General features: G+C 37.3%; 22 protein-coding genes and 1 pseudogene. 2 read left to right on the forward strand and 21 right to left on the reverse strand.

Features of this window, described 5'->3' with window-relative positions:
- Positions 1–163: 163 nt before the first annotated feature.
- The gene (gene zapE / locus ACIF8R_RS04210; protein ID WP_151789524.1) at positions 164–1,306 is read right to left on the reverse strand and encodes a cell division protein ZapE; all 1,143 of its coding nucleotides are present in this window, start codon (positions 1,304–1,306) and stop codon (positions 164–166) included.
- A gap of 83 nt (positions 1,307–1,389) precedes the next feature.
- Positions 1,390–2,409 (reverse strand): helix-turn-helix domain-containing protein, encoded by a 1,020-nt coding sequence (locus ACIF8R_RS04215; protein WP_396479266.1) that lies wholly within the window; start codon positions 2,407–2,409, stop codon positions 1,390–1,392.
- A gap of 121 nt (positions 2,410–2,530) precedes the next feature.
- Here ACIF8R_RS04215 and ACIF8R_RS04220 point away from each other — a divergent pair, with 121 nt between their 5' ends.
- The gene (locus tag ACIF8R_RS04220) at positions 2,531–4,078 is read left to right on the forward strand and encodes a flavin-containing monooxygenase (protein ID WP_396479268.1); all 1,548 of its coding nucleotides are present in this window, start codon (positions 2,531–2,533) and stop codon (positions 4,076–4,078) included.
- Between the two features lie 49 nt (positions 4,079–4,127).
- Positions 4,128–5,039 (forward strand): lysine exporter LysO family protein, encoded by a 912-nt coding sequence (locus tag ACIF8R_RS04225; RefSeq protein WP_396479269.1) that lies wholly within the window; start codon positions 4,128–4,130, stop codon positions 5,037–5,039.
- On the opposite strand, the gene pyrF is transcribed toward ACIF8R_RS04225, so the two are convergent.
- The 19 genes and pseudogenes from pyrF to kdsB form a co-directional block, all read right to left on the reverse strand.
- Positions 5,036–5,734 (reverse strand): orotidine-5'-phosphate decarboxylase, encoded by a 699-nt coding sequence (gene pyrF, locus ACIF8R_RS04230; RefSeq protein WP_263614967.1) that lies wholly within the window; start codon positions 5,732–5,734, stop codon positions 5,036–5,038. The genes ACIF8R_RS04225 and pyrF overlap by 4 nt on opposite strands.
- 170 nt (positions 5,735–5,904) lie before the next feature.
- Positions 5,905–6,270: a lipopolysaccharide assembly protein LapA domain-containing protein gene (locus tag ACIF8R_RS04235; protein ID WP_263613598.1), complete on the reverse strand. Its 366-nt coding sequence runs from the start codon at positions 6,268–6,270 to the stop codon at positions 5,905–5,907.
- Positions 6,271–6,294: 24 nt separating this feature from the next.
- Positions 6,295–6,597 (reverse strand): integration host factor subunit beta, encoded by a 303-nt coding sequence (locus tag ACIF8R_RS04240; protein WP_002050043.1) that lies wholly within the window; start codon positions 6,595–6,597, stop codon positions 6,295–6,297.
- A gap of 156 nt (positions 6,598–6,753) precedes the next feature.
- Complete coding sequence (rpsA, locus tag ACIF8R_RS04245; protein ID WP_002050239.1) at positions 6,754–8,427, reverse strand: 30S ribosomal protein S1; 1,674 nt, start codon at positions 8,425–8,427, stop codon at positions 6,754–6,756.
- A 104-nt stretch (positions 8,428–8,531) separates the two neighbouring features.
- Positions 8,532–9,218 carry a (d)CMP kinase gene (gene cmk, locus ACIF8R_RS04250; RefSeq protein WP_284083715.1) on the reverse strand — a complete coding sequence of 229 codons (687 nt, stop codon included), beginning with the start codon at positions 9,216–9,218 and terminating at the stop codon, positions 8,532–8,534.
- Between the two features lie 10 nt (positions 9,219–9,228).
- Entirely contained in the window at positions 9,229–9,669 is a 441-nt protein-coding gene (locus ACIF8R_RS04255) for an SRPBCC family protein (protein WP_396479271.1), read from the reverse strand.
- Positions 9,670–9,738: 69 nt separating this feature from the next.
- Positions 9,739–10,243, reverse strand: a pseudogene (gene tadA, locus ACIF8R_RS04260) (tRNA adenosine(34) deaminase TadA).
- A 7-nt stretch (positions 10,244–10,250) separates the two neighbouring features.
- Complete coding sequence (locus ACIF8R_RS04265) at positions 10,251–11,375, reverse strand: enoyl-CoA hydratase/isomerase family protein (RefSeq protein WP_151739649.1); 1,125 nt, start codon at positions 11,373–11,375, stop codon at positions 10,251–10,253.
- Positions 11,372–12,085 carry a uracil-DNA glycosylase gene (ung, locus tag ACIF8R_RS04270; RefSeq protein WP_396479272.1) on the reverse strand — a complete coding sequence of 238 codons (714 nt, stop codon included), beginning with the start codon at positions 12,083–12,085 and terminating at the stop codon, positions 11,372–11,374. Before ung ends, ACIF8R_RS04265 begins: the two co-directional genes overlap by 4 nt.
- A 49-nt stretch (positions 12,086–12,134) precedes the next feature.
- Positions 12,135–12,731: a 6-carboxytetrahydropterin synthase gene (locus tag ACIF8R_RS04275; RefSeq protein WP_263613594.1), complete on the reverse strand. Its 597-nt coding sequence runs from the start codon at positions 12,729–12,731 to the stop codon at positions 12,135–12,137.
- A gap of 229 nt (positions 12,732–12,960) precedes the next feature.
- Entirely contained in the window at positions 12,961–13,917 is a 957-nt protein-coding gene (gene gspK, locus ACIF8R_RS04280) for a type II secretion system minor pseudopilin GspK (protein WP_396479274.1), read from the reverse strand.
- Positions 13,917–14,786, reverse strand: a complete 870-nt coding sequence (gene gspJ / locus ACIF8R_RS04285; RefSeq protein WP_396479276.1) for a type II secretion system minor pseudopilin GspJ — start codon at positions 14,784–14,786, stop codon at positions 13,917–13,919. The genes gspK and gspJ overlap by 1 nt, the downstream gene beginning before the upstream one ends.
- On the reverse strand, positions 14,786–15,166 hold the full coding sequence (gene gspI / locus ACIF8R_RS04290) for a type II secretion system minor pseudopilin GspI (RefSeq protein ID WP_019458993.1): 381 nt from the start codon (positions 15,164–15,166) through the stop codon (positions 14,786–14,788). The genes gspJ and gspI overlap by 1 nt, the downstream gene beginning before the upstream one ends.
- A complete protein-coding gene (locus ACIF8R_RS04295) occupies positions 15,156–15,707 on the reverse strand; it encodes a type II secretion system protein (protein ID WP_396479278.1) in 552 nt (183 codons plus the stop codon). The genes gspI and ACIF8R_RS04295 overlap by 11 nt, the downstream gene beginning before the upstream one ends.
- A gap of 9 nt (positions 15,708–15,716) precedes the next feature.
- Positions 15,717–16,325 carry a TetR/AcrR family transcriptional regulator gene (locus tag ACIF8R_RS04300; protein WP_000375838.1) on the reverse strand — a complete coding sequence of 203 codons (609 nt, stop codon included), beginning with the start codon at positions 16,323–16,325 and terminating at the stop codon, positions 15,717–15,719.
- 37 nt (positions 16,326–16,362) lie between these two features.
- On the reverse strand, positions 16,363–17,136 hold the full coding sequence (locus ACIF8R_RS04305) for a TatD family hydrolase (protein WP_396479280.1): 774 nt from the start codon (positions 17,134–17,136) through the stop codon (positions 16,363–16,365).
- 17 nt (positions 17,137–17,153) lie between these two features.
- Positions 17,154–17,495 (reverse strand): PilZ domain-containing protein, encoded by a 342-nt coding sequence (locus ACIF8R_RS04310; RefSeq protein WP_001183024.1) that lies wholly within the window; start codon positions 17,493–17,495, stop codon positions 17,154–17,156.
- Positions 17,496–17,507: 12 nt separating this feature from the next.
- Complete coding sequence (locus ACIF8R_RS04315) at positions 17,508–18,488, reverse strand: DNA polymerase III subunit delta' (protein ID WP_396479282.1); 981 nt, start codon at positions 18,486–18,488, stop codon at positions 17,508–17,510.
- 11 nt (positions 18,489–18,499) lie between these two features.
- Entirely contained in the window at positions 18,500–19,261 is a 762-nt protein-coding gene (gene kdsB / locus ACIF8R_RS04320) for a 3-deoxy-manno-octulosonate cytidylyltransferase (protein ID WP_396479284.1), read from the reverse strand.
- Positions 19,262–19,270: the final 9 nt, after the last annotated feature.

Here is a 19,270-nt window from a genome sequence, read left to right on the forward strand (position 1 = left end):
AGACTTTTTGTTAACATACAAAAAGTTTCACTATCTTATTTTTTCTAAAGCGTATTTAGTTATATCAAACTTTGCACAATGAAAAAGTATTATTTAGCTAAATTTATCTATTTTTGTTGTAAAAAAAGCGCCCTATTTAGAGCGCTCTTTTATATCTCATTTCTTAAGAAGTTTTAGTAGCATCAATATGACGATGCTCAGAATGCAAATACTCATCTGATTGCATTTCTAACAAACGAGAACGAGTACGTTCAATTTCAAAAGCCAATTTCTCGCCTTGATAGATATCAATAATACTGTCTTGAGAAGTTAAGAGTAACTTCACGCCACGATCATAAAATTCATCGACTAAGTAGATAAAACGACGTGTACCTTCTGACAAGAAGTCAGTTAAGTGCGGAACATTACTCACCAGAACCGTATTATAAATATTGGCAATTTCAATAAAGTCTGCAGGACTACGCGGCTTTAAACAAAGTTCAGAGAACTCACACCATAGAACATCTTCTGTGTGACCTAGCGTTTCAACAACACGGTTATTGATCACAATCGGTTCATGAGAATTCGTTTGAGTATGAGTTAAAGCTGTATAACGCTCTGATATCCAGTTTTGAGCTTCATTGCCCAGTGGTGATTTAAACAATTGAGCTTGTTTTAAAACACGTAAACGGTAATCCACACCCGCATCTACATTTAAAACGACACAGTTCTTTTTAACCATTTCAATTGTAGGAATAAAGCGATCACGGTGAATCCCGTTTTTATACAACCCGTCTGGTGCAATGTTTGAAGTTGCAATGAGCGTCACACCGCGAACAAATAACTTCTGGAATAAATCACTCAAGATCATTGCATCTGTTACGTTTGAAACGAAGAACTCATCGAAACAAATAACAACAGCATCTTTATAGATTTGATCAGCCACGATATCGAGTGGATTACGTTGACCAGAAAGTTTATTTAATTCTTTATGAACATGTTGCATAAAGTGATGGAAATGCATACGTGTTTTACGGCGAAACGGTACAGATTCGTAAAATTGATCCATAAGCCAAGTTTTGCCACGTCCTACACCGCCCCACATATATACACCCTTTGGTGAGGTTTGACGGCGAAAACGACGGAAAGCTTTTTTAGAAGCCTTATAACGATTTAAAAGTTCTTTCCATACACGATCTAATTCTTGCACTGCCTGTGCTTGTGCTTCATCTGCCATAAACTGGCCTGAAGCCAATGCCTCAGCATAGCGCTCTGCTGGGGAAGAAGGGGTAAATGCAGTACTATGAGAAGATTTTAAATTTAACATATCATTTTATTTCAATTTTAACTGAAGAGAGTATAGCGAACATTTTGTCCGACCACATTAGCTTTTAGCATCAAGAGTTACGCTCAGTAAAACTCCTTTCCATATTGCCGAGGGCTCTGCCCAAACCATCTTTTAAATGCATGATTAAAAGCTGCAGGTTCAGAATAGCCAAGCGATTCAGCAATAACCTCTATTGAATATTCTTTATATTCCATAAGTTTAAGCGCCTTATTCTTAATAATCTGTTCACGAATTTGTTTATAACTCGTATTAAGCTGCTGCAATTGATGCCTTAATGTCCTTTCAGGCATTTTTAAAGCAAAAGCGGTTTCCGCCATGCTCGGGATAATTCCTTGTTGTAGCTCTAGATAATCTTGCACATATTGAATAATGGGTGGTATTTGATGATCTTGCTCATTTAATCGTTTTATTTCTTTAATACATTTAGCTTCATAGATACGATGAGTAATGATATCTGCTGTAGGAATTTTTATTCCAAGCACATTCTTACTTAGGCTAAATGCTGCATGTGTAGAATTAAAATGCAGATCATCTCCATAATATGAGAAATATTGAGCAACGGTATCTATATTATTTGGTTTGGGAAACGGTACATCTATACGCATATGAGGCATGGTTAAGCCCATCATGGTATAAATATCCTGAATAAACTTGTAAGTCCCCGAAATTTCACATTGGGCACGAAGTAAACCGTTTTCTGTTTTTAAATCGACAGGTAAATAGTTCAAAATAATATGATTTTCAGTTTCTTGTAAGCTCAAAGTACCAAATAAATGAGTAAGTTTTTGATACTTTATGCCTTTTTCTAAGGCGGTTTGTATATCTTGACTTGTTACAAGTAGCATTAACAAAGGGCAATAACCTGCTAATGCATAGTGCTGTCCAATAAATAATCCTTTTTCAGGATCAACATTTTCACTAATAATTTGTTGAATATCCCATTCTAAACTGTCATGAATTGTTGAACTGGGGTCCAAGGAATCTACTTTAATACCGATATCTGCCAAACGTGAGTCGACATCAATGCCCGCATTGCGCATTCCTTGAATTAAATAGATTAAACCAAGTGCCGATCGTTTCATTCTTCAATCAATTTCTCTAGACTGAAATGTTTTACTATAAAGAAGTAATAAAATTAATTGCCGAATCTATCAATTTTCACGTCGATACAATCATGTTTAAACTGATCAAAAAACGTTAGGCTTGCCTACAATCCTCTTTACAGCATATGCAGGGTTTACAATGCTCAGTGCAAAACAAAACGCTATTCAAAAAACTAAAATCGCAATTATTGGTGCTGGATTCGGTGGCCTTGCAATGGCTATTCGTCTATTACAGAATCAACAAACAGATTTTCTTATTTTAGAAAAATCTAATGATGTTGGTGGAACATGGCGAGAAAATCGATATCCGGGAGCTGCATGTGACGTCCAGTCACATATGTATTCTTTATCTTTTGCACCTAAAACTGACTGGTCAAAACGTTATGCGGAAGCACCGGAAATTTTTGATTATATTCAAGATGTAACCAAAAAATATCAAATTAAAAACTACTGTAAATTTAATCATGAAGTTAATCATGTTCAGTATGATGAAACGCGCCATGTATGGACGTTAGACTTTACAAACCAACCTTCTCTAGAAGCACAATTTGTAGTATTTGCCTCTGGCCCCTTACATATTCCACAAATCCCTCATATTCGTGGCATCGAAAAGTTTAAAGGTAAAGTCTTTCACTCATCACAGTGGGAACATGACTATGACTTAAACGGAAAGTCAGTCGCATCTATTGGTACAGGTGGTAGCGCAATTCAATATATTCCTGAAATAGCTAAAGATGTTAAACAACTATATGTCTTTCAAAGAACAGCCGCATGGGTTATTCCACGAGATGAACGTAAATACTCCAGTTTGAGTAAAACTCTATTTAAAACATCTAATCTTTACAGAAAAATTCATCGCAGCCGCCTTTATTGGAGTAACGAATCACGTGTTGTTCCTATAGTTCAGCCGCAAATTATGAAATATGGGCAAAAATTAGCTGAGGCTTTTATACGTTTCCAAGTCAAAGATAAAGAATTAGCTAAGAAACTCACACCAGACTTTGTGATGGGTTGTAAACGTATTCTCATTTCAAATAAATACTTCCCGACATTTAACCGTAAAAATGTTGAATTAGTGACGGATGGTATTCAAGAAATTAAAGAGCACAGCATTATCACAAAAGATGGAAAAGAAAGACCTATTGATTGTCTGATTTATGGAACTGGCTTTATTACAGATCCACGCATTTACTTAAAACACTTTACTTGTGTTGGTCTTAATCAAATTGAATTAAAACAGGCTTGGAAAGATGGTGCAGAAAGTTATTATGGAATTATGACCAAGAATTTTCCTAACCTATTCCAACTCGTCGGACCAAATACTGTTTTAGGTCATAACTCAGTTATTTTTATGATCGAGTCACAAGTTAATTATATTTTACAACTGATTGAACTTGTCGATAAATCTGGTCAACATGCGATAGAAATTAAACCGGAAGTCCAAGATAGCTTCAATGAAAGAATACAGAAACAACTTCAAGGTACTGTATGGCAAGCAGGTGGCTGTAATAGTTGGTATCAGGCTGCTGATGGGAAGAACTTCTCTTTATGGCCAACTTATACTTGGAAATATTGGTTAGAAACCCGTAAAGTGAATCCCAAAGATTATTTGCTATTAAATAAATGCTCTAAGAGCTATGCAGCATAATATGTTCGATACATAATAGATAGGTTGATAACAATCTATCTATTATTATATGCAATCTGTTAGCCTCATTATTCAAATTTTTCTTGTATTAGCATTTGGTTATTTTCTAGGTCCTAAACTTTCATTAAATATTCGACAGTTTATTTTTAAAATTCTGCCTTATTTCTCTTATATTTTATTAGCAAGTGTCGCTTTAGAATTAACACTTGCACTTGATCAAATTGAGAATCCTTCTACTATACTACCACCTGCTCTATTAATTGCACTTACCACCTCTCTCGGTTCTTTTTTTACTTGTTTAATCGCCTATACAATATTTGATAAAGAAAGTGTTAAAGGAAAAATTTCACTTCAGCTTTTTATAAATGCTCTAAAAAATATTGCCAAGGCATTTCTAGCTTTAACTGTCGGCGTAATTTTAGGTGTTCTTTTTACTCGGTTAAATGTCCATATTCCATTTAATAGCTGGTATTTACTCTTACTTTTTATTTTTTTAATCGGAATCGAACTTGCTTTTACTCATTTCAACCGTACATGGTTAAGCTGGAAAATTCTTATTGTACCATTGGCTGCCTTTATAGGTTCATGCATAGCTGGTTTTCTTAACTATTTCTTACTAGGCAATCACTTTACACTTAATGAAATGCTGGCTTTAGCCCAAGGCTATGGTTGGTATTCAATGTCAGGTATTTTATTTACACAATTACATTCAGCTGAGTTAGGTGGAATTGCCTTACTCACAGACCTATTTAGAGAAATAGTGGCAATATTGTTGATGTACACAATGGGATGGCGTTTTCCACGTCCAGCAATTTCAAGCGCTGGCGCTACCTCGATGGATGTAACATTAGCTATGGTGAAACAGTCATGTGGCACACATTATGTACCACATGCCATGATGAGTGGCTTACTTCTAAGCCTGCTCGCTCCACTTTTAATTACTGTGTTTTTAAGCTTTTAAGCAATTGAAGCAAGAATTGATTTCAACATTTGAGTTGGGTCTTCTGCTTTAGTAATCGGGCGACCAATAACTAAATGAGTAGAACCATCAAGCATTGCTTGTTTTGGAGTTACAATACGTTTTTGGTCATCTGCATTGCTACCCTCTGGACGTATTCCAGGAGTAACTAAAGAGAAATCTTGCCCAATTAATTCACGGAGAATTTTAGCTTCTTGAGCAGAACAAACTACACCATCTAAACCACTATCTTTAGTCAGTTTAGCTAATCTTTTAACTTGCTCTACAGGTTCAATATCTAACCCAATATCTTTTAAGTCTTCACGACCCATTGAAGTTAAAACTGTTACTGCAATTAACTGAGTTTGATAATTACCGGCCTTTAAACGCTCTACACAGGTCTCCATCATTTTACGGCCACCTGATGCATGTACGTTCACCATCCATACACCCAAATCTGCCGCAGCACATACAGCTTGAGCAGTTGTATTAGGAATATCATGGAATTTTAAATCTAGGAAAACTTCGAAATTTTCTTCTTGAAGTTTTTTTACAACAGATGGGCCTTCATGAGTAAAAAGCTCTTTACCTACTTTTACGCGACATAACGTAGGATCAAGTTGTTCAACAATTTTTAAAGCGTCATATTGGCTTTTAGCATCCAACGCAACAATGATACTCAAGAGACTTTCTTCCATCATATAAAATCAGGGCTATTATAATAGACAAGTCAGCTACTAATAAAGAAATCTATTGAGACAAGTTTTTGAATAAGAAAATATTGATTTTAAATTTGATAGATAATGAGGAAATATAGGAAGCAAAATACTACTCTTTATACCTAGATAAAGAGTAGTACCAAGAATAATTATAACGGAGTAGAGTTTTTATCTTGGGGATAAATATCTACCACAGTTTTTTCATGTCTTACATTTGCAGCTGCTTCTGCTGCTGCCAATTGAGCACTTTGAATTTGTTCTTTTCTCAAATGATCAATATCTTTTCTAAGGCGCTTAATTTCCCAACCTTTTTGAAAAACGCGGAAAACTTGTACACCCAATAAAAGTCCAACTACAATTCCAAGCGCCAAGGTAAGCAGCAATAATAAACCTAAACGCATTGCAGGAACTTGAGTAAATAATAAATCAACAGGAAGTTCTGTTGGGTTCTGCAAAACAAGTGCTAAAGAATAGCCAAATACAATAATGAGTAATGCAATTAGAATATAACGCATAGGCACCCCACTTATGAGTTTTATTTATTTTCCAGATTCATTCACTGCATCACGGAGTGCTTTACCTGGTTTAAAATGTGGAACAGCCTTCGCTGCAACATCTACTGACTTACCTGTTTTTGGGTTGCGACCAACTCTAGGTTCACGGTGGTGTAAAGCAAAGCTACCAAAACCACGGATTTCAATACGATTGTCAGTCGAAAGAGCTTCGATCATTTGATCAATCATGATTTTAACCGCTTCTTCCACTAATGGTTCAGCCAAGTGTGGATTTTTTAGCGCAATGCGTTCAATCAAATCAGACTTATTAAGAGCTTCAGTAGTCATCTACGACCTCGTTATTTATTACTACTCTAAGTCGTTTGATAATAACCTGTTTAAATACAAAACGGTAGCGCAGTATGTTGAATACTACGCTACCGTTTACAGTAATTTGTATAAAAAGTACAATTTCGTTACATGAAACTGTACTTTGTTACCTTATTACTTCATTTGTGCTTTGATCAAGTCACCAATAGTCTTAGGACCATTTTCTTGAGAAGCTGATGCTGTACGTAAGTTAGCAACTGCTTCTTTCTCTTCAGCTTCGTCTTTCGCTTTGATAGACAAGTTGATAGAGCGAGATTTACGATCAACGTTGATGATTTTCGCTTCAACTTCTTGACCAACTTCTAAGAATTTAGTCGCATCTTCAACGCGGTCACGGTTGATTTCAGAAGCTTTAAGAGTAGCTTCTACTTCGTCAGCTAACTTAACAGTTGCGCCACGAGCATCAACTGCAGTCACAGTACCTTTAACTAAAGCACCACGTTCGTTAGCAGCTAAGAAATCATTGAACGGATCGCTGTTCAATTGCTTGATACCAAGGCTGATACGGTTACCTTCAGCGTCTACAGACAAGATAACTGCTTCAACAGTGTCACCTTTCTTGTAACGACGGATAGCTTCTTCGCCTTGTTCGTTCCAAGAAATATCAGACAAGTGAACTAGACCGTCGATACCGCCATTTAAACCAATGAAGATACCAAAGTCAGTGATAGACTTGATTGTGCCAGAAACTTTTTCGCCTTTCTCATGAGACTTAGCAAACTCTTCCCATGGGTTAGCACGAGTTTGTTTGATACCAAGGCTGATACGACGACGTTCTTCGTCAACTTCAAGAACCATAACATCAACTTCGTCACCGATCTGAACAACTTTAGATGGGTGGATGTTTTTGTTAGTGTGGTCCATTTCAGAAACGTGTACTAAACCTTCAACACCTTCAGCGATTTCAGCGAAACAACCGTAGTCAGTTAAGTTAGTAACACGTGCTTTAACGATAGAACCTTTAGGGTAACGGCTCATGATCGCTAACCATGGATCTTCGCCTAATTGTTTAAGGCCTAAAGATACGCGGTTACGCTCACGGTCAAATTTAAGTACTTTAACAGTAACTTCTTGACCAACTTCAACAACTTCTGAAGGGTGCTTGATACGCTTCCAAGCCATATCTGTGATATGAAGAAGACCATCAATACCGCCAAGATCAACGAATGCACCGTAATCAGTAAGGTTCTTGATAGTACCTGTAACTGTTTGACCTTCTTCAAGTTGAGCAAGTAATGCTTCACGGTCAGCAGAAGATTCAGCTTCCATAACAGCACGACGAGATACAACAACGTTGTTACGTTTAGCATCAAGTTTGATTACTTTAAACTCTAACTCTTTACCTTCAAGGTGAGTAGTGTCACGGATAGGACGAGTGTCAACTAATGAACCTGGTAAGAACGCACGAACAGGACCGATGTCAACAGTGAAACCGCCTTTAACTTTACCAGAGATAACACCAGTAACGATTTCGCCATCTTCAAAGATTTTTTCAAGTTTAGTCCAAGTTTCAGCACGTTTAGCTTTTTCACGTGATAAAACTGTTTGACCCATACCGTTGTCAAGAGCTTCAACAACTACGTCAACAGTATCGCCAACCTGAACTTCAAGTTCACGTTGTTCATTTAAAAATTCAGCACGATCAACAATGCCTTCTGATTTAAGGCCAGTGTCAACAGTAACCCAGTCGCTATCGATGTTTACAACAACACCTTGGATGACTGCACCCTTTTCAACGTTGAGGTTTAATTCACTTTCTTCAAAGAGGGCTGCAAAAGATTCGGTCATGATATACCTGATAAATTCAGCGGTCTTGGATCAGACAAGGCCGGTTTAGTTAAGTATCAACATAGTCTTTATAGACTGATCAAGCTATGCGTCAACTGATAATCTTAGTTGCTAACAGTACGGCTATTGACATAATCAACCATTAACTTAAATACTTGATCGATCGTTAATTCCGAACTATCAATAATATAAGCATCTGCGGCTGGCTTGAGAGGAGCAACTTCTCGCTCCATATCTCTTTTGTCACGCGCTTGTATATTAGCTAAAATGTCGTTTATTTTAGCATCTAGCCCCATGCCCTGCAACTGTTTTACTCTTCGCTCAGCACGAGACTCAGCCGAAGCTGTTAGGTAAATTTTTGCATTGGCTTCCGGGAAAATTGATGTTGCCATATCTCGGCCATCTGCAACTAAACCTGGAGTTTGTGCAAATGCTCTTTGACGATCAAAGAGTGCTTGTCTTAGCTCAGGGATTGCAGCAACTTTAGATGCATATTCACCAACTCGCTCTGTGCGAATGGTTTGCGATACATCTTCTCCATCAAGGAAAACCAATGTTCCCTCTGCTGAAGTTTCAAACTTGATATTAAGCTGACGAGCATAGTTCACACACTCATCTAAATGGCTATCTAATTTTTCCAATAAATCATGTTTATGTAATGACAACCCTAACAAACGATACAAGGCGCCAGAGTCAAGTAAATGAAATTGATAATATGCAGCAAGTTTTGCCGCTAATGTTCCTTTACCCGAACCACTCGGACCATCAATAGTAATAATTTGAACTGTCATTGAACTCTCACTAAGAAGCAAATGCTTTAGCTAATCTCGAAAAGCCTAGTGTAATCGCTAGTTTTAGCTGTGCAAGAATTAATTTACTTACAACGGGGGCTTTTGCCGTTAATTCGATACGATAAGTAACCAAAGTAATATAAGGGGTAATTTCAGAAAACTCGATACGACCTAAATGGTGTTTAACTAAAGGATTATCAATCAATTTATATTCAATACGCTTGTTTTCTTCGAGATGAGTGATTTCTTCTTTAAGCGGTTTAATCGCACCAAACCCCATACGACGAACAGATCCCACTCCATCTGGTCTTTCAGGATCTGCCGAGTCTTTCACACGTACAACTTGTAGTGGAGCAAATGCCTTGTTGTAAGTTGCATGTTTAGAAAACAGGTTAAATACATCACTAAGAGGAGCATTAAATTCTTTTTGTATAGTAATTACATTACGCATGAAAGTTCCTTATTTAAATAAATCATGTCAATGAAACGGCGCTAGTTTGCCATAACCCTATGACATTTTTTAATCATTTAAGGACGTTTTTTTGTTGCTTCTCTTGTTTCTTTTGTTCACGTCTTTGCTTAAAAAAAAGACTTAACTGTTGAGCACATTTTTCATGTAAACATCCATGCTCAAAAGTAAATTTATGGTTGTAATAACCATGTTCTAATAATTGACGTGCACTCACGAGTGAACCAGCTTTAGGCTCTGTTGTCCCAAATACAACGTGTTTAATCCTTGCATGCACTAAAGCACCTACACACATCGTGCAGGGTTCAAGCGTAACATATAAAGTCGCATCTTCGGGTAAACGATAATTTTTCAATGATTCACAAGCCGAACGAATAGCTTGAATTTCCGCATGGGCAGTAGGGTCAGACAAACCAATCGGAGCATTAAAACCAGCTCCAATTAATTTATTTTGACTTACGATTACAGCCCCAACAGGAATTTCACCCTGCTTGGCTGCCAATTCAGCTTGCTCGTAAGCAAGCTGCATCCAGTACTCATCACTAAATTTAGACATTTATTTATTATGAAACTACGCCATATTGTCTAAGTAAAGCATTCCAACTATCAATAGTCGTTATTGGCGGATCATCAGCCAAAATACCTCTTAATGTAAGGTCTTCACATGCTTTCCATTCTGGTGATAGATCTTTATCAACTAAGCGAGCACGTACACCTTCCACAAAATCAGGATGACGAATTTTCCATTCAGAAATTTGCGCTTCTAGATCAAAAACTTCGTCCCAAGAATGTACTTGTTTACCCCATTGCCATAATAGCCAAGTAATAGCCGCTGTGCTCGGTGAACCCTTTTGTAAGTTTTCACTGGCTTGACGCAACCAATCACTGCTTGCATCACGTAAGCTTACGATGGCTTGATAGTCTTGTTCAAAACTTGAACCACGACAAACGCTATGAATAACATCTAATGAATTTTGCAAAGGTCCAGCTGCAACTGGGCGGTGCAAACTATTTAAAGTATCATCAATCGCACGGAAATCACCTGCAGGATAGTGAGCCCAATTAATATTGAGTACTTTTTGCAGAACATTATCACGTTGTGCTTCACAAATATGTGTCGCCCAACCAATACTATATGCCCCAGCAGCCGTCATAATAGAACCTGTCAAACCAGTAAATAAACCAATTTGACCACGGTCAGCAAGGAAACGGCTGGCTCCAACATCCGGATACAGACCAATGTTAATTTCAGGCATTGCTAAACGCGAGTATGGCGTAACCAAACGGAATGGTGCTGCCATGAACAAGCCTAGCCCACCACCCATTACATAACCTTCGCCCCATACAACAACAGGTTTAGCATAGTTATGCAAAAGTAAATCCAAAGCATATTCTTGCTGGAAAAACTTATTTGCTGCTTCTACTTCTTGATTAATGACCAGCTGACGTAATTTACGTACATCTCCGCCTGCACAAAAAGCTTTTGGTGTTGTCGAATCCAACCAAATTGCTTTTACTCGCTCATCATCACGGAAGTCTTCAAATACTCGTAATAAAGCCGTTACGATTGATTCATCTAAAGCATGTAATGATTTAGGTCGATTCAAACGTACGATACGCCAACCATTTTTCGCTTCTTCTACTACCAAATCCGGATGATAGCTATTTACATTGGGAGAGTTCATCATGCGTCCAATTGCCAGTCTATGGGCTCAATGCCATGTTGTTTCAAATATTGATTTGTTTTTGAAAACACTTTACATCCAAAGAAACCACCACGATTAGCCGCAAGTGGTGATGGATGTGCAGCAGTTAAAACTAAGTGTTTTTCTCTATTTATACGTTGTCCTTTACGTTGTGCATAAGCACCCCATAAAATAAAAACTATGTGTTCGCGTTGTTCATTTAAAACATCAATTACTGCGTCAGTAAACTCTTCCCAACCTTGTTTTTGATGTGATGTGGGCTGCCCTGCTTCTACAGTAAGTACACTGTTTAATAAAAGTACACCTTGCTCGGCCCATTTGGTTAAATCACCATGGCGTGAAACTGGTACACCTAAATCTGTATTTAACTCATGAAAAATATTACGCAAAGATGGAGGTAATGCAACACCTCTTTGCACAGAAAAACTTAAGCCATTTGCCTGATTAGGTCCATGATATGGATCTTGACCTAAAATAACGACTTTCACATGGTCTAACGGCGTAATATTTAAAGCACTAAAAATTTGTTTGCTTGGTGGATATATTGTTTTCTGAGCTTGCTTCTCCTGGAAGAGGAAGTCTCGCAAACTATCCATATAAGGACTCAGCAAAAATGGAGTTAATGATCTTTTCCAGCTTTCTTCTAATTGAACTTTACTGAGTTTGTCTTGCTGTTGCTCAGTTAATTGCATTAATGTCATCCTAGATCAAATTTCATTTCTAAAACAAAAGTAAGTTAACTTACACTTCTACTTGTAAGTTAACATGTGGATTCTGAAACTTAATCCCTTGTTTTAAATTTTCATACATTTGTGGATCAGTCCATTCAGATTGAACTTGTTCTGAAAAAACAATTCCTTCAAGGTTTAATAACCCCATTTGTTCATTTTGAATATCTTCAAGGAAACTTTGGGCATATCCCGTATCGGTTTCATGAACAATCACTGAATAAACTTCAACATCGCCTTCCCCGTTTTGGGTGACGGTTGATTTTAATACTTGCTGAGCTAGGTAGAAGAAGATACGAGAAAATTGCTCGGCTGATGGCGACACCGGTAAAGAAATCCAACGTGCACTAAAAGTTTTACAAGCATCGATATATTGCGGATCATCTTTTTCCCAGAAACAAATCGCATGATCAAAACTATCAAAAAGGTCCTTAATGACACCTTTTAATAGTCCAAAATCATATACCATTTGTCCATGATCTAATTTCGAAGCTTTAAGTAATAACTCGACTTTATAACTATGCCCATGAATCGATCGCTTACAACGATCCGATGTACAGTTACGTACTATATGTGCATTTTCAAACTTAAATAACTTACGAATTAACATGTGCCAAATCGATCATTCCTTCTAAGAACATTATTATAAAGCAAAAGATAAAAACTTCGCACCACTTTTCAAATAGAAACAATTAGCAAAAAGTATGATAAGAGATGTGAAGGAATTTTGAAGATATTGATTTTTACTTTAAATACTGCCTATACAGAAATATGACCCCATCCCTTTTATTAATAAGTTTCAAGTATTACAGACTCAAAAAAAATATCAATAAATTTATTTAGTTAAATGGAGCCAAACTTCTTGAATAGACATATACTTGCTTATCTTTTCGCATCAATGCGCTAGTAAACTGACGCTTTCTATTGTTTAGAACAACTTCAATTTGAGCTTGAAAGAAGTTGGATTTAACATCAATAAGACCACTTGCCTGCTTTTTCTTTTGGCTATCAACCGCTGAAAAAGCACTCAATTGCCATAATTCATCAACATTTTGGAAGAACTTCAAATTTTGCTGTCGTGCCTGCAATTCTTTTTCGATCGCCCCAACATCTAATTTTTCATCAATACTTGCTAAAACCAATGGTGAAGCAGTATTAATATTTAACTTTGTATTTTCTGGTAAAGCAGAAATATATGGGGCGATCAGATCATATTTTTTCCCATCAAAGCCTCTAACTAGTTTTAACTCTTCAATACGATGAAATTTAGCATTTGAAGCCATATAGCTTGAATCTAAACCTTGATAATAACTACTTTCTGCCCCCATTGGTCCAGCCGGTTCATCATTTGGATCTTGCCAGTCAATCACAGCTTGACTTAACTCAGCAGGTAAACCCACTCTTACGAGCAACCGCTCGAACCAACTTTTAGCGTCTTCATTTACAGTGCCTTCCCCGTTGGTCAAATTATTTAAATTAAATTTACCCGATTCATCAAGTAAACGCCCAGAGACAGAACCATCTTCTACTGGAAACGGCGGCATAGGTTGAGCCCATGTCTCCTTTAAATGATCCACCCCACCTGCATTATTTGCATCTTGAATTAATAATTCCGAGAAAAAAGCTTCTGCACTTTTCGCATAGAGTAGAGACTGATTTTGGCGCATTAAGTAAGCAGTATTTTCCATAGTATTATTTTGATGCTTGGCAATTGAAGCCGCTAAAATTGTAGCTAAGGCGACCATAATAAGTATTGTCAATAAAGCAACACCTCGCTGGTGTTTATAAATAGCCATTATGAACCACCTTGCTGAGAAAGGGCCAAGTTGCTTTGATTTAAGCTATAGATCCATTCATAACTTACTCCCGCTACTGTAAGTTGGATTTTTATTCCTTTCGGTAATTTTTTTAACTCGTTAGGTTTTGTTGGATCAATATTAACCTCGGGCCATTTTGTTACTTCTTGCGGAGTCAAAACCATAATTTGGTATTGGTCAACTTGACTTAACAAGGTACTCGATAAAGGCTGTTCCCTATTCGAAGTATTTAAATTGGTATATTTCAGACGATATAGTTTTTTTTGTTCCGCATCATAACGATACTCAATTCGTTCAAACGGTGATAGTCCTTGTTTTAAAGGATCAGTGACCCCTGCTTTGCTAAAACGCAAAACTTGATTATCGATTTCTAAAGCTGGATGAAGTTGCCCACCTTGATTTGCAGATAAAGGAATAATTTGCAGAGTATCACGAAGAATTTGTTGATAAGCATCTTGTAATTCAAATAAATGCACTTCATGTAGGGCGTTGCGATCACGAACCTTGAGCAGATAATCGAAAATTTTCCACCCTAATAAAGATAAAATCGCAAAGATAGCTATAGCAACCAACAATTCAACCAACGTAAATCCTGAGCGAGGATTAACAAAGCGAAGCTTTGTCTGAGCGTAAGGCGAAGAGCTATGCTCTGAGTAGTCAGTCGTTACAACTTCTGATCCAGTTGCACGACGAGAAACCATGTTTCGAGTGCTAGGGTCTTTAAAGCTACGCTTTGTCCGAGCGTAAGACGAAGAGCTATGCTCTGAATAGCCAGTCGACACAACTCCTGATCGTGCCGCGAGATGCGTAGCTGTGCTACGATAGTGAAAATATTTATTTTTTATCATTATTTTGCTTTCACTGGATAATTAAAAAAGACCATATGAGTAATACCGTTTTGTACTTTCCCCTTATCCGGATCATATAAGCTAATTTGTACATCAATTTTTTGAACATTAGGGCTAACAGTCGATTCAGCTGATTTATCAATCTGCCAAGTCTCACCTTGAGAGGTTACTTGCTTACTTTGAGTGCCCTGCAACCATTCTTGATTAATCTCCATCATAGCAATTTCATTCATTGCCACAAATTGAGCTTTGGTTCGTAAAATCGCATTAGAAGTAGACTGAGTGTACTGCATGGCCACTTTAGTTAAAGCGACAGCTGCTACTGCAAAGATTGCCAAAGCAACCATAACTTCTAAGAGGGTAAAGCCTTTAGATTTCATTTATTTTACCCAAGTGATCTATTTGTATTTCTGAACCAATCGGTTTTTGTTCTAGATAAAATTGTATTTTAACGGTCTTGGCTTCACCATTGCCAAACCAAATGAGTTGAGGTGTTTGCCCCCCCACTAAATCGGTATTTTTAGCTTTAGAATAATTCTGCCCATCTAGTGGTTGTACAGAAAAAGATACATGCGTAGGAAGTTGTCGTGTTTTAAATTCATTGTATTTCTGCCATTGGTTTTTTATATCTTGTACTTGCAAGGTACTTTGATCGTGATATTCATATAATTCATAAGAAAATGGTGAGACATCTGTCTCACCATGAGTTTCTAAAGCTAATACACGTGATTGATCTAGTGATTCTTTATTAATTTTTTGCAAATCAAGTAGAAATAACTCTCTTGCCTGCATTGCCTTCTTTTGGTCTATACCACCGATATTCAAGACAACAAGTGAGGTCATAATTGTCATAATCACAATGACCACCATCACTTCTATAAGAGTAAAGCCTTTTTGTGATTGAAATGATTTCGATTTCATATCGACCTATTAAGCGTATTGCTCAACTGCTTGTTTCGGTAAGGCCAATGCCTGATCAATATAAGCTACTCTTAAAGTATCTCTTGAACCCAAATAACGTTGGTAAAAACTTGAATTCAGAATTGCAGCAGCTCCATGTGTGAGCGACCAGATTGAAGCCAAGTAATCTCGTGTAGTCATATGACTCTGGATTGACTCTAAATAATGGTCTGTCATACGAATAATAATACGTAAGCGCTGCTTTCTCACTTGATAGAGTTCATTAAAAAGATGGTGTACACCTTGAGCAGTAATCGAAAGCTTTTCTTCAATTTGATGAAACAATACTGTTCGTTCTGGATGGTGCAAATGGTGCAACATAAAGAAAGCCAAATGTTCTGGAAAAGCCTTTTCAGTGTCTTGAACCATTTCAAGTAACATGCGCTCATTACGAATGATTAAGAGCATGTACAATTCATCTTTACTTTGAAAATGTTTGTACAAGGTGCCTTTTGCCAAATCAAGCTCAGCAGCCAGCACATCAAGTGTCATTCCGGCTTCGCCATTTTCTAACAACAACTGTTCCGCAACTTGAAATATTAACGCTTCTCTTGCTCGGAACTGAGCTTGACGGTCCATCTTCACGCAATTACTCTCTTTATATAGTTTCTATAAGTTAAATCGCTTTGAGTAAATTTTCGAAATTTTGCGAGGTGATTCTTGCAATTTCCTCAACCGATTTATCATATACCTCACTAAGTGCTTTCGCTACATAGGGTACGTATTTTGGTTCATTTGTTTTACCACGATATGGCACTGGAGCCAAATAAGGACTATCTGTTTCAATTAAGAGTCGATCTAAAGGTACTTGCTTGGCAACATCACGTAAATCTTGAGCATTTTTAAATGAAACAATCCCTGAAAAGGAAATATAGTAACCGCAGTCCAATACGGCTTTTGCTGTTTCCCAGTCTTCAGTAAAACAATGCAAAATACCATGCGAAGATTGTTCAGCTCGAATAATATCTACCGTATCATGTTTTGCTGAACGTGTATGAACAACTACTGGCTTTTTGACATTTTTAGAGGCTTGAATATGCCGAGCAAAACAAGCCTTTTGCTCATTAATAAAGTCAGTGCTGTGGTAATAATCTAAACCTGTTTCGCCTAAAGCCCACACTTTTTCTGATTGAGCTAACTTAGTCAAATACTCAGTGGTTGCTCGAGCCATAGTATCTACATCCTCACAAGGATGCACACCCACCGTATACCCAACATCTTCATGACGCTTTGCGATTTCAGCTAAAGCAACATGATCATCAAGGTCAACTGAAATTGCCATAAACTTAGAGACACCTTCTGCTCGTGCAGCAGCAAGTGCAAGATCTAAATCACCGTTATAAGGCGTTAAATCTAACATTGTTAAATGGCAATGGGTATCAACAAACACTGTACTTTCCTATCTGCTTACATGGTATAACTTGGACGATCTAAAGACATACTACCAGCTAAAATCCGCTCAGCTTCAGCTTTATAGTAAATTCCTTTATCACCACTCAATTGAATTGCGAAACCTTGCGGTTTAAATCCACTTTGCTTATGTGAAATCCACACTACTTTACCAGTTAAAGGAATTTTTTGTGATTGTTCTGGTAACGTAGCTAAAATAAAAATTTCTTGGCCCATCTTCACTTTTTGCTTCGATGGCACAAATAAGCCCCCACCTTGCACATACCCCATATAGCTTGCTTGTAAGGTTGCTCTATCAGGAATATTGACCTGAATAATTCCACCCATTTGTGGTTGCATTATAGTTTCCCCTTAAACGTTCATTAATTTTATAAAAAGTTGATCTGTGATGAGTTGTGTTTGTACATTTTGTTCAACCAATCTTTTAGATTGCTGTAATTCCTCATAAAGACTGAATAAGCTTTCTAAATTATAGTTTTGTGCCAATTGATCAAATTGTAAATCAATATTTTTCTGTGGTTGGTTCAGCTTGACACAAATTAAATCCCCTAACAAGTATTCAAGAAGCATCATAAAATCGCTAAAGTTGAGCTCTTTCTGCCACTTAGCTGAATAAAATAAAGGCATATTTTTTTGGTTAACTACCTTAGTCCAGTCTTCTAAAAATGTTTGTCTTTTCGCAAACCAATCACTAGTAGCAATTTCGACTGCTTGCAAAGGCATATCATTAGAAAGACCTAACAATAATTCAGGTGGTACTGCCGCGATTTCAGCCAAATGTTCATTTAGATAAGATGTTGCCTGCTCATATGAAATACGGTCTAAAGCAAAATGCTGTAAGCGACTTCGAATGGTAGCTGGTAATTTCAAATAGTGATCAGCCAACAAAATTAAAACAACGCGCTCACCGGGTTCTTCTAAAGTTTTTAACAGTGCATTTGATGATGCAAGATTTAAAGCTTCAGCTGGTTCAATGACAATAACACGCCATCCTTCACCAGTTTGCTGTACAAATGGCAATAAATCTCGAATTTTTTCTATTTTAATTTTTGCATTCTGTTTTTTATTTTCTTCATCAGTCGTGATATGAACATAGTTCGGGTGCGTGTCTGATTTTAACCATTGACAGCTACTACATTCTCCACAAGCCCCCTGAGGCTGCTTATTTAAACAAAGTACCCATGCTAAAAAATGCTTGGCAAAAGCATGCTTACCACAACCTTGTTTACCATAAAATAATAAGCCATGCCCAATATTGGGAAAACGTGTTGTTAACGTTTCCCACATTGTCTGTTGCCACGGATAAACCTTAGAAGTCACATTCTGATTCATTAAATTAACACTTACTCAAAAGACTCAACAGGCATATTATTTAGACGGTCAAGATCTGCTTGGGTGTCAACACCTGGTGGTAAATTCGCTTCTGCTATAGCAATAGCAATACAATGCCCGTTTTCTAAAACACGTAATTGCTCAAGACTCTCTAGCTTTTCAAGTTTACCCATGTCCCATGTAACATATTCTTGTAACAAGTTCACACGATAAGCATATAAACCTAAATGACGAAATGCTTGGCTATGTAAAGTTGGTTCAGCTTGTTTAGCACCATCTCGATCATAAGGAATAGTTGCACGACTAAAGTACAAAGCTTCATTTTGATTAGACATAACCACTTTCACAATGCTATCACGCTGAAACTCATCTAAAGCATGAATAGGCTCACATAATGTGGACATTGAGCAATTTGGTTTTTCAACTAGAAGCTTCGCAACCTGCTGAACAAGTTGAGCTGGCAATAAAGGCTCATCACCTTGTACATTTACAATAATGTCATCCGCATCCCACCCCTTAATACGAGCAACTTCACTTAAACGGTCTGTTCCCGATGGATGATCAGCACTTGTTAAAACAACATCAACACCCTCTGCACGGCATATTCCAGCAATACGTTCATCGTCGGTTGCTACACACAGATCATCGAAACCTTCAACTTTCTTTGCCTGATCTACTACGCGTAAAATCATAGGACGATCATGAATAAGTAACAATGGCTTACCTGGCAAACGCGAACTTGAGAAGCGTGCTGGAATAACGATGTGTTTCATTTTTTCTTC

Source organism: Acinetobacter sp. ABJ_C4_1 (genome assembly GCF_044538495.1).
Lineage (GTDB): Bacteria > Pseudomonadota > Gammaproteobacteria > Pseudomonadales > Moraxellaceae > Acinetobacter > Acinetobacter nosocomialis_A.

Coding starts and splice junctions, on each gene's coding strand:
- zapE (WP_151789524.1), bottom strand. CDS start 1,306: ATGTTAAATTTAAAATCTTCTCATAGTACTGCATTTACCCCTTCTTCC.
- ACIF8R_RS04215 (WP_396479266.1), bottom strand. CDS start 2,409: ATGAAACGATCGGCACTTGGTTTAATCTATTTAATTCAAGGAATGCGC.
- ACIF8R_RS04225 (WP_396479269.1), top strand. CDS start 4,128: ATGCAATCTGTTAGCCTCATTATTCAAATTTTTCTTGTATTAGCATTT.
- pyrF (WP_263614967.1), bottom strand. CDS start 5,734: ATGGAAGAAAGTCTCTTGAGTATCATTGTTGCGTTGGATGCTAAAAGC.
- ACIF8R_RS04235 (WP_263613598.1), bottom strand. CDS start 6,270: ATGCGTTATATTCTAATTGCATTACTCATTATTGTATTTGGCTATTCT.
- ACIF8R_RS04240 (WP_002050043.1), bottom strand. CDS start 6,597: ATGACTACTGAAGCTCTTAATAAGTCTGATTTGATTGAACGCATTGCG.
- rpsA (WP_002050239.1), bottom strand. CDS start 8,427: ATGACCGAATCTTTTGCAGCCCTCTTTGAAGAAAGTGAATTAAACCTC.
- cmk (WP_284083715.1), bottom strand. CDS start 9,218: ATGACAGTTCAAATTATTACTATTGATGGTCCGAGTGGTTCGGGTAAA.
- ACIF8R_RS04255 (WP_396479271.1), bottom strand. CDS start 9,669: ATGCGTAATGTAATTACTATACAAAAAGAATTTAATGCTCCTCTTAGT.
- ACIF8R_RS04265 (WP_151739649.1), bottom strand. CDS start 11,375: ATGATGAACTCTCCCAATGTAAATAGCTATCATCCGGATTTGGTAGTA.
- ung (WP_396479272.1), bottom strand. CDS start 12,085: ATGCAATTAACTGAGCAACAGCAAGACAAACTCAGTAAAGTTCAATTA.
- ACIF8R_RS04275 (WP_263613594.1), bottom strand. CDS start 12,731: ATGTTAATTCGTAAGTTATTTAAGTTTGAAAATGCACATATAGTACGT.
- gspK (WP_396479274.1), bottom strand. CDS start 13,917: ATGGCTATTTATAAACACCAGCGAGGTGTTGCTTTATTGACAATACTT.
- gspJ (WP_396479276.1), bottom strand. CDS start 14,786: ATGATAAAAAATAAATATTTTCACTATCGTAGCACAGCTACGCATCTC.
- gspI (WP_019458993.1), bottom strand. CDS start 15,166: ATGAAATCTAAAGGCTTTACCCTCTTAGAAGTTATGGTTGCTTTGGCA.
- ACIF8R_RS04295 (WP_396479278.1), bottom strand. CDS start 15,707: ATGAAATCGAAATCATTTCAATCACAAAAAGGCTTTACTCTTATAGAA.
- ACIF8R_RS04300 (WP_000375838.1), bottom strand. CDS start 16,325: ATGGACCGTCAAGCTCAGTTCCGAGCAAGAGAAGCGTTAATATTTCAA.
- ACIF8R_RS04310 (WP_001183024.1), bottom strand. CDS start 17,495: ATGCAACCACAAATGGGTGGAATTATTCAGGTCAATATTCCTGATAGA.
- ACIF8R_RS04315 (WP_396479282.1), bottom strand. CDS start 18,488: ATGAATCAGAATGTGACTTCTAAGGTTTATCCGTGGCAACAGACAATG.
- kdsB (WP_396479284.1), bottom strand. CDS start 19,261: ATGAAACACATCGTTATTCCAGCACGCTTCTCAAGTTCGCGTTTGCCA.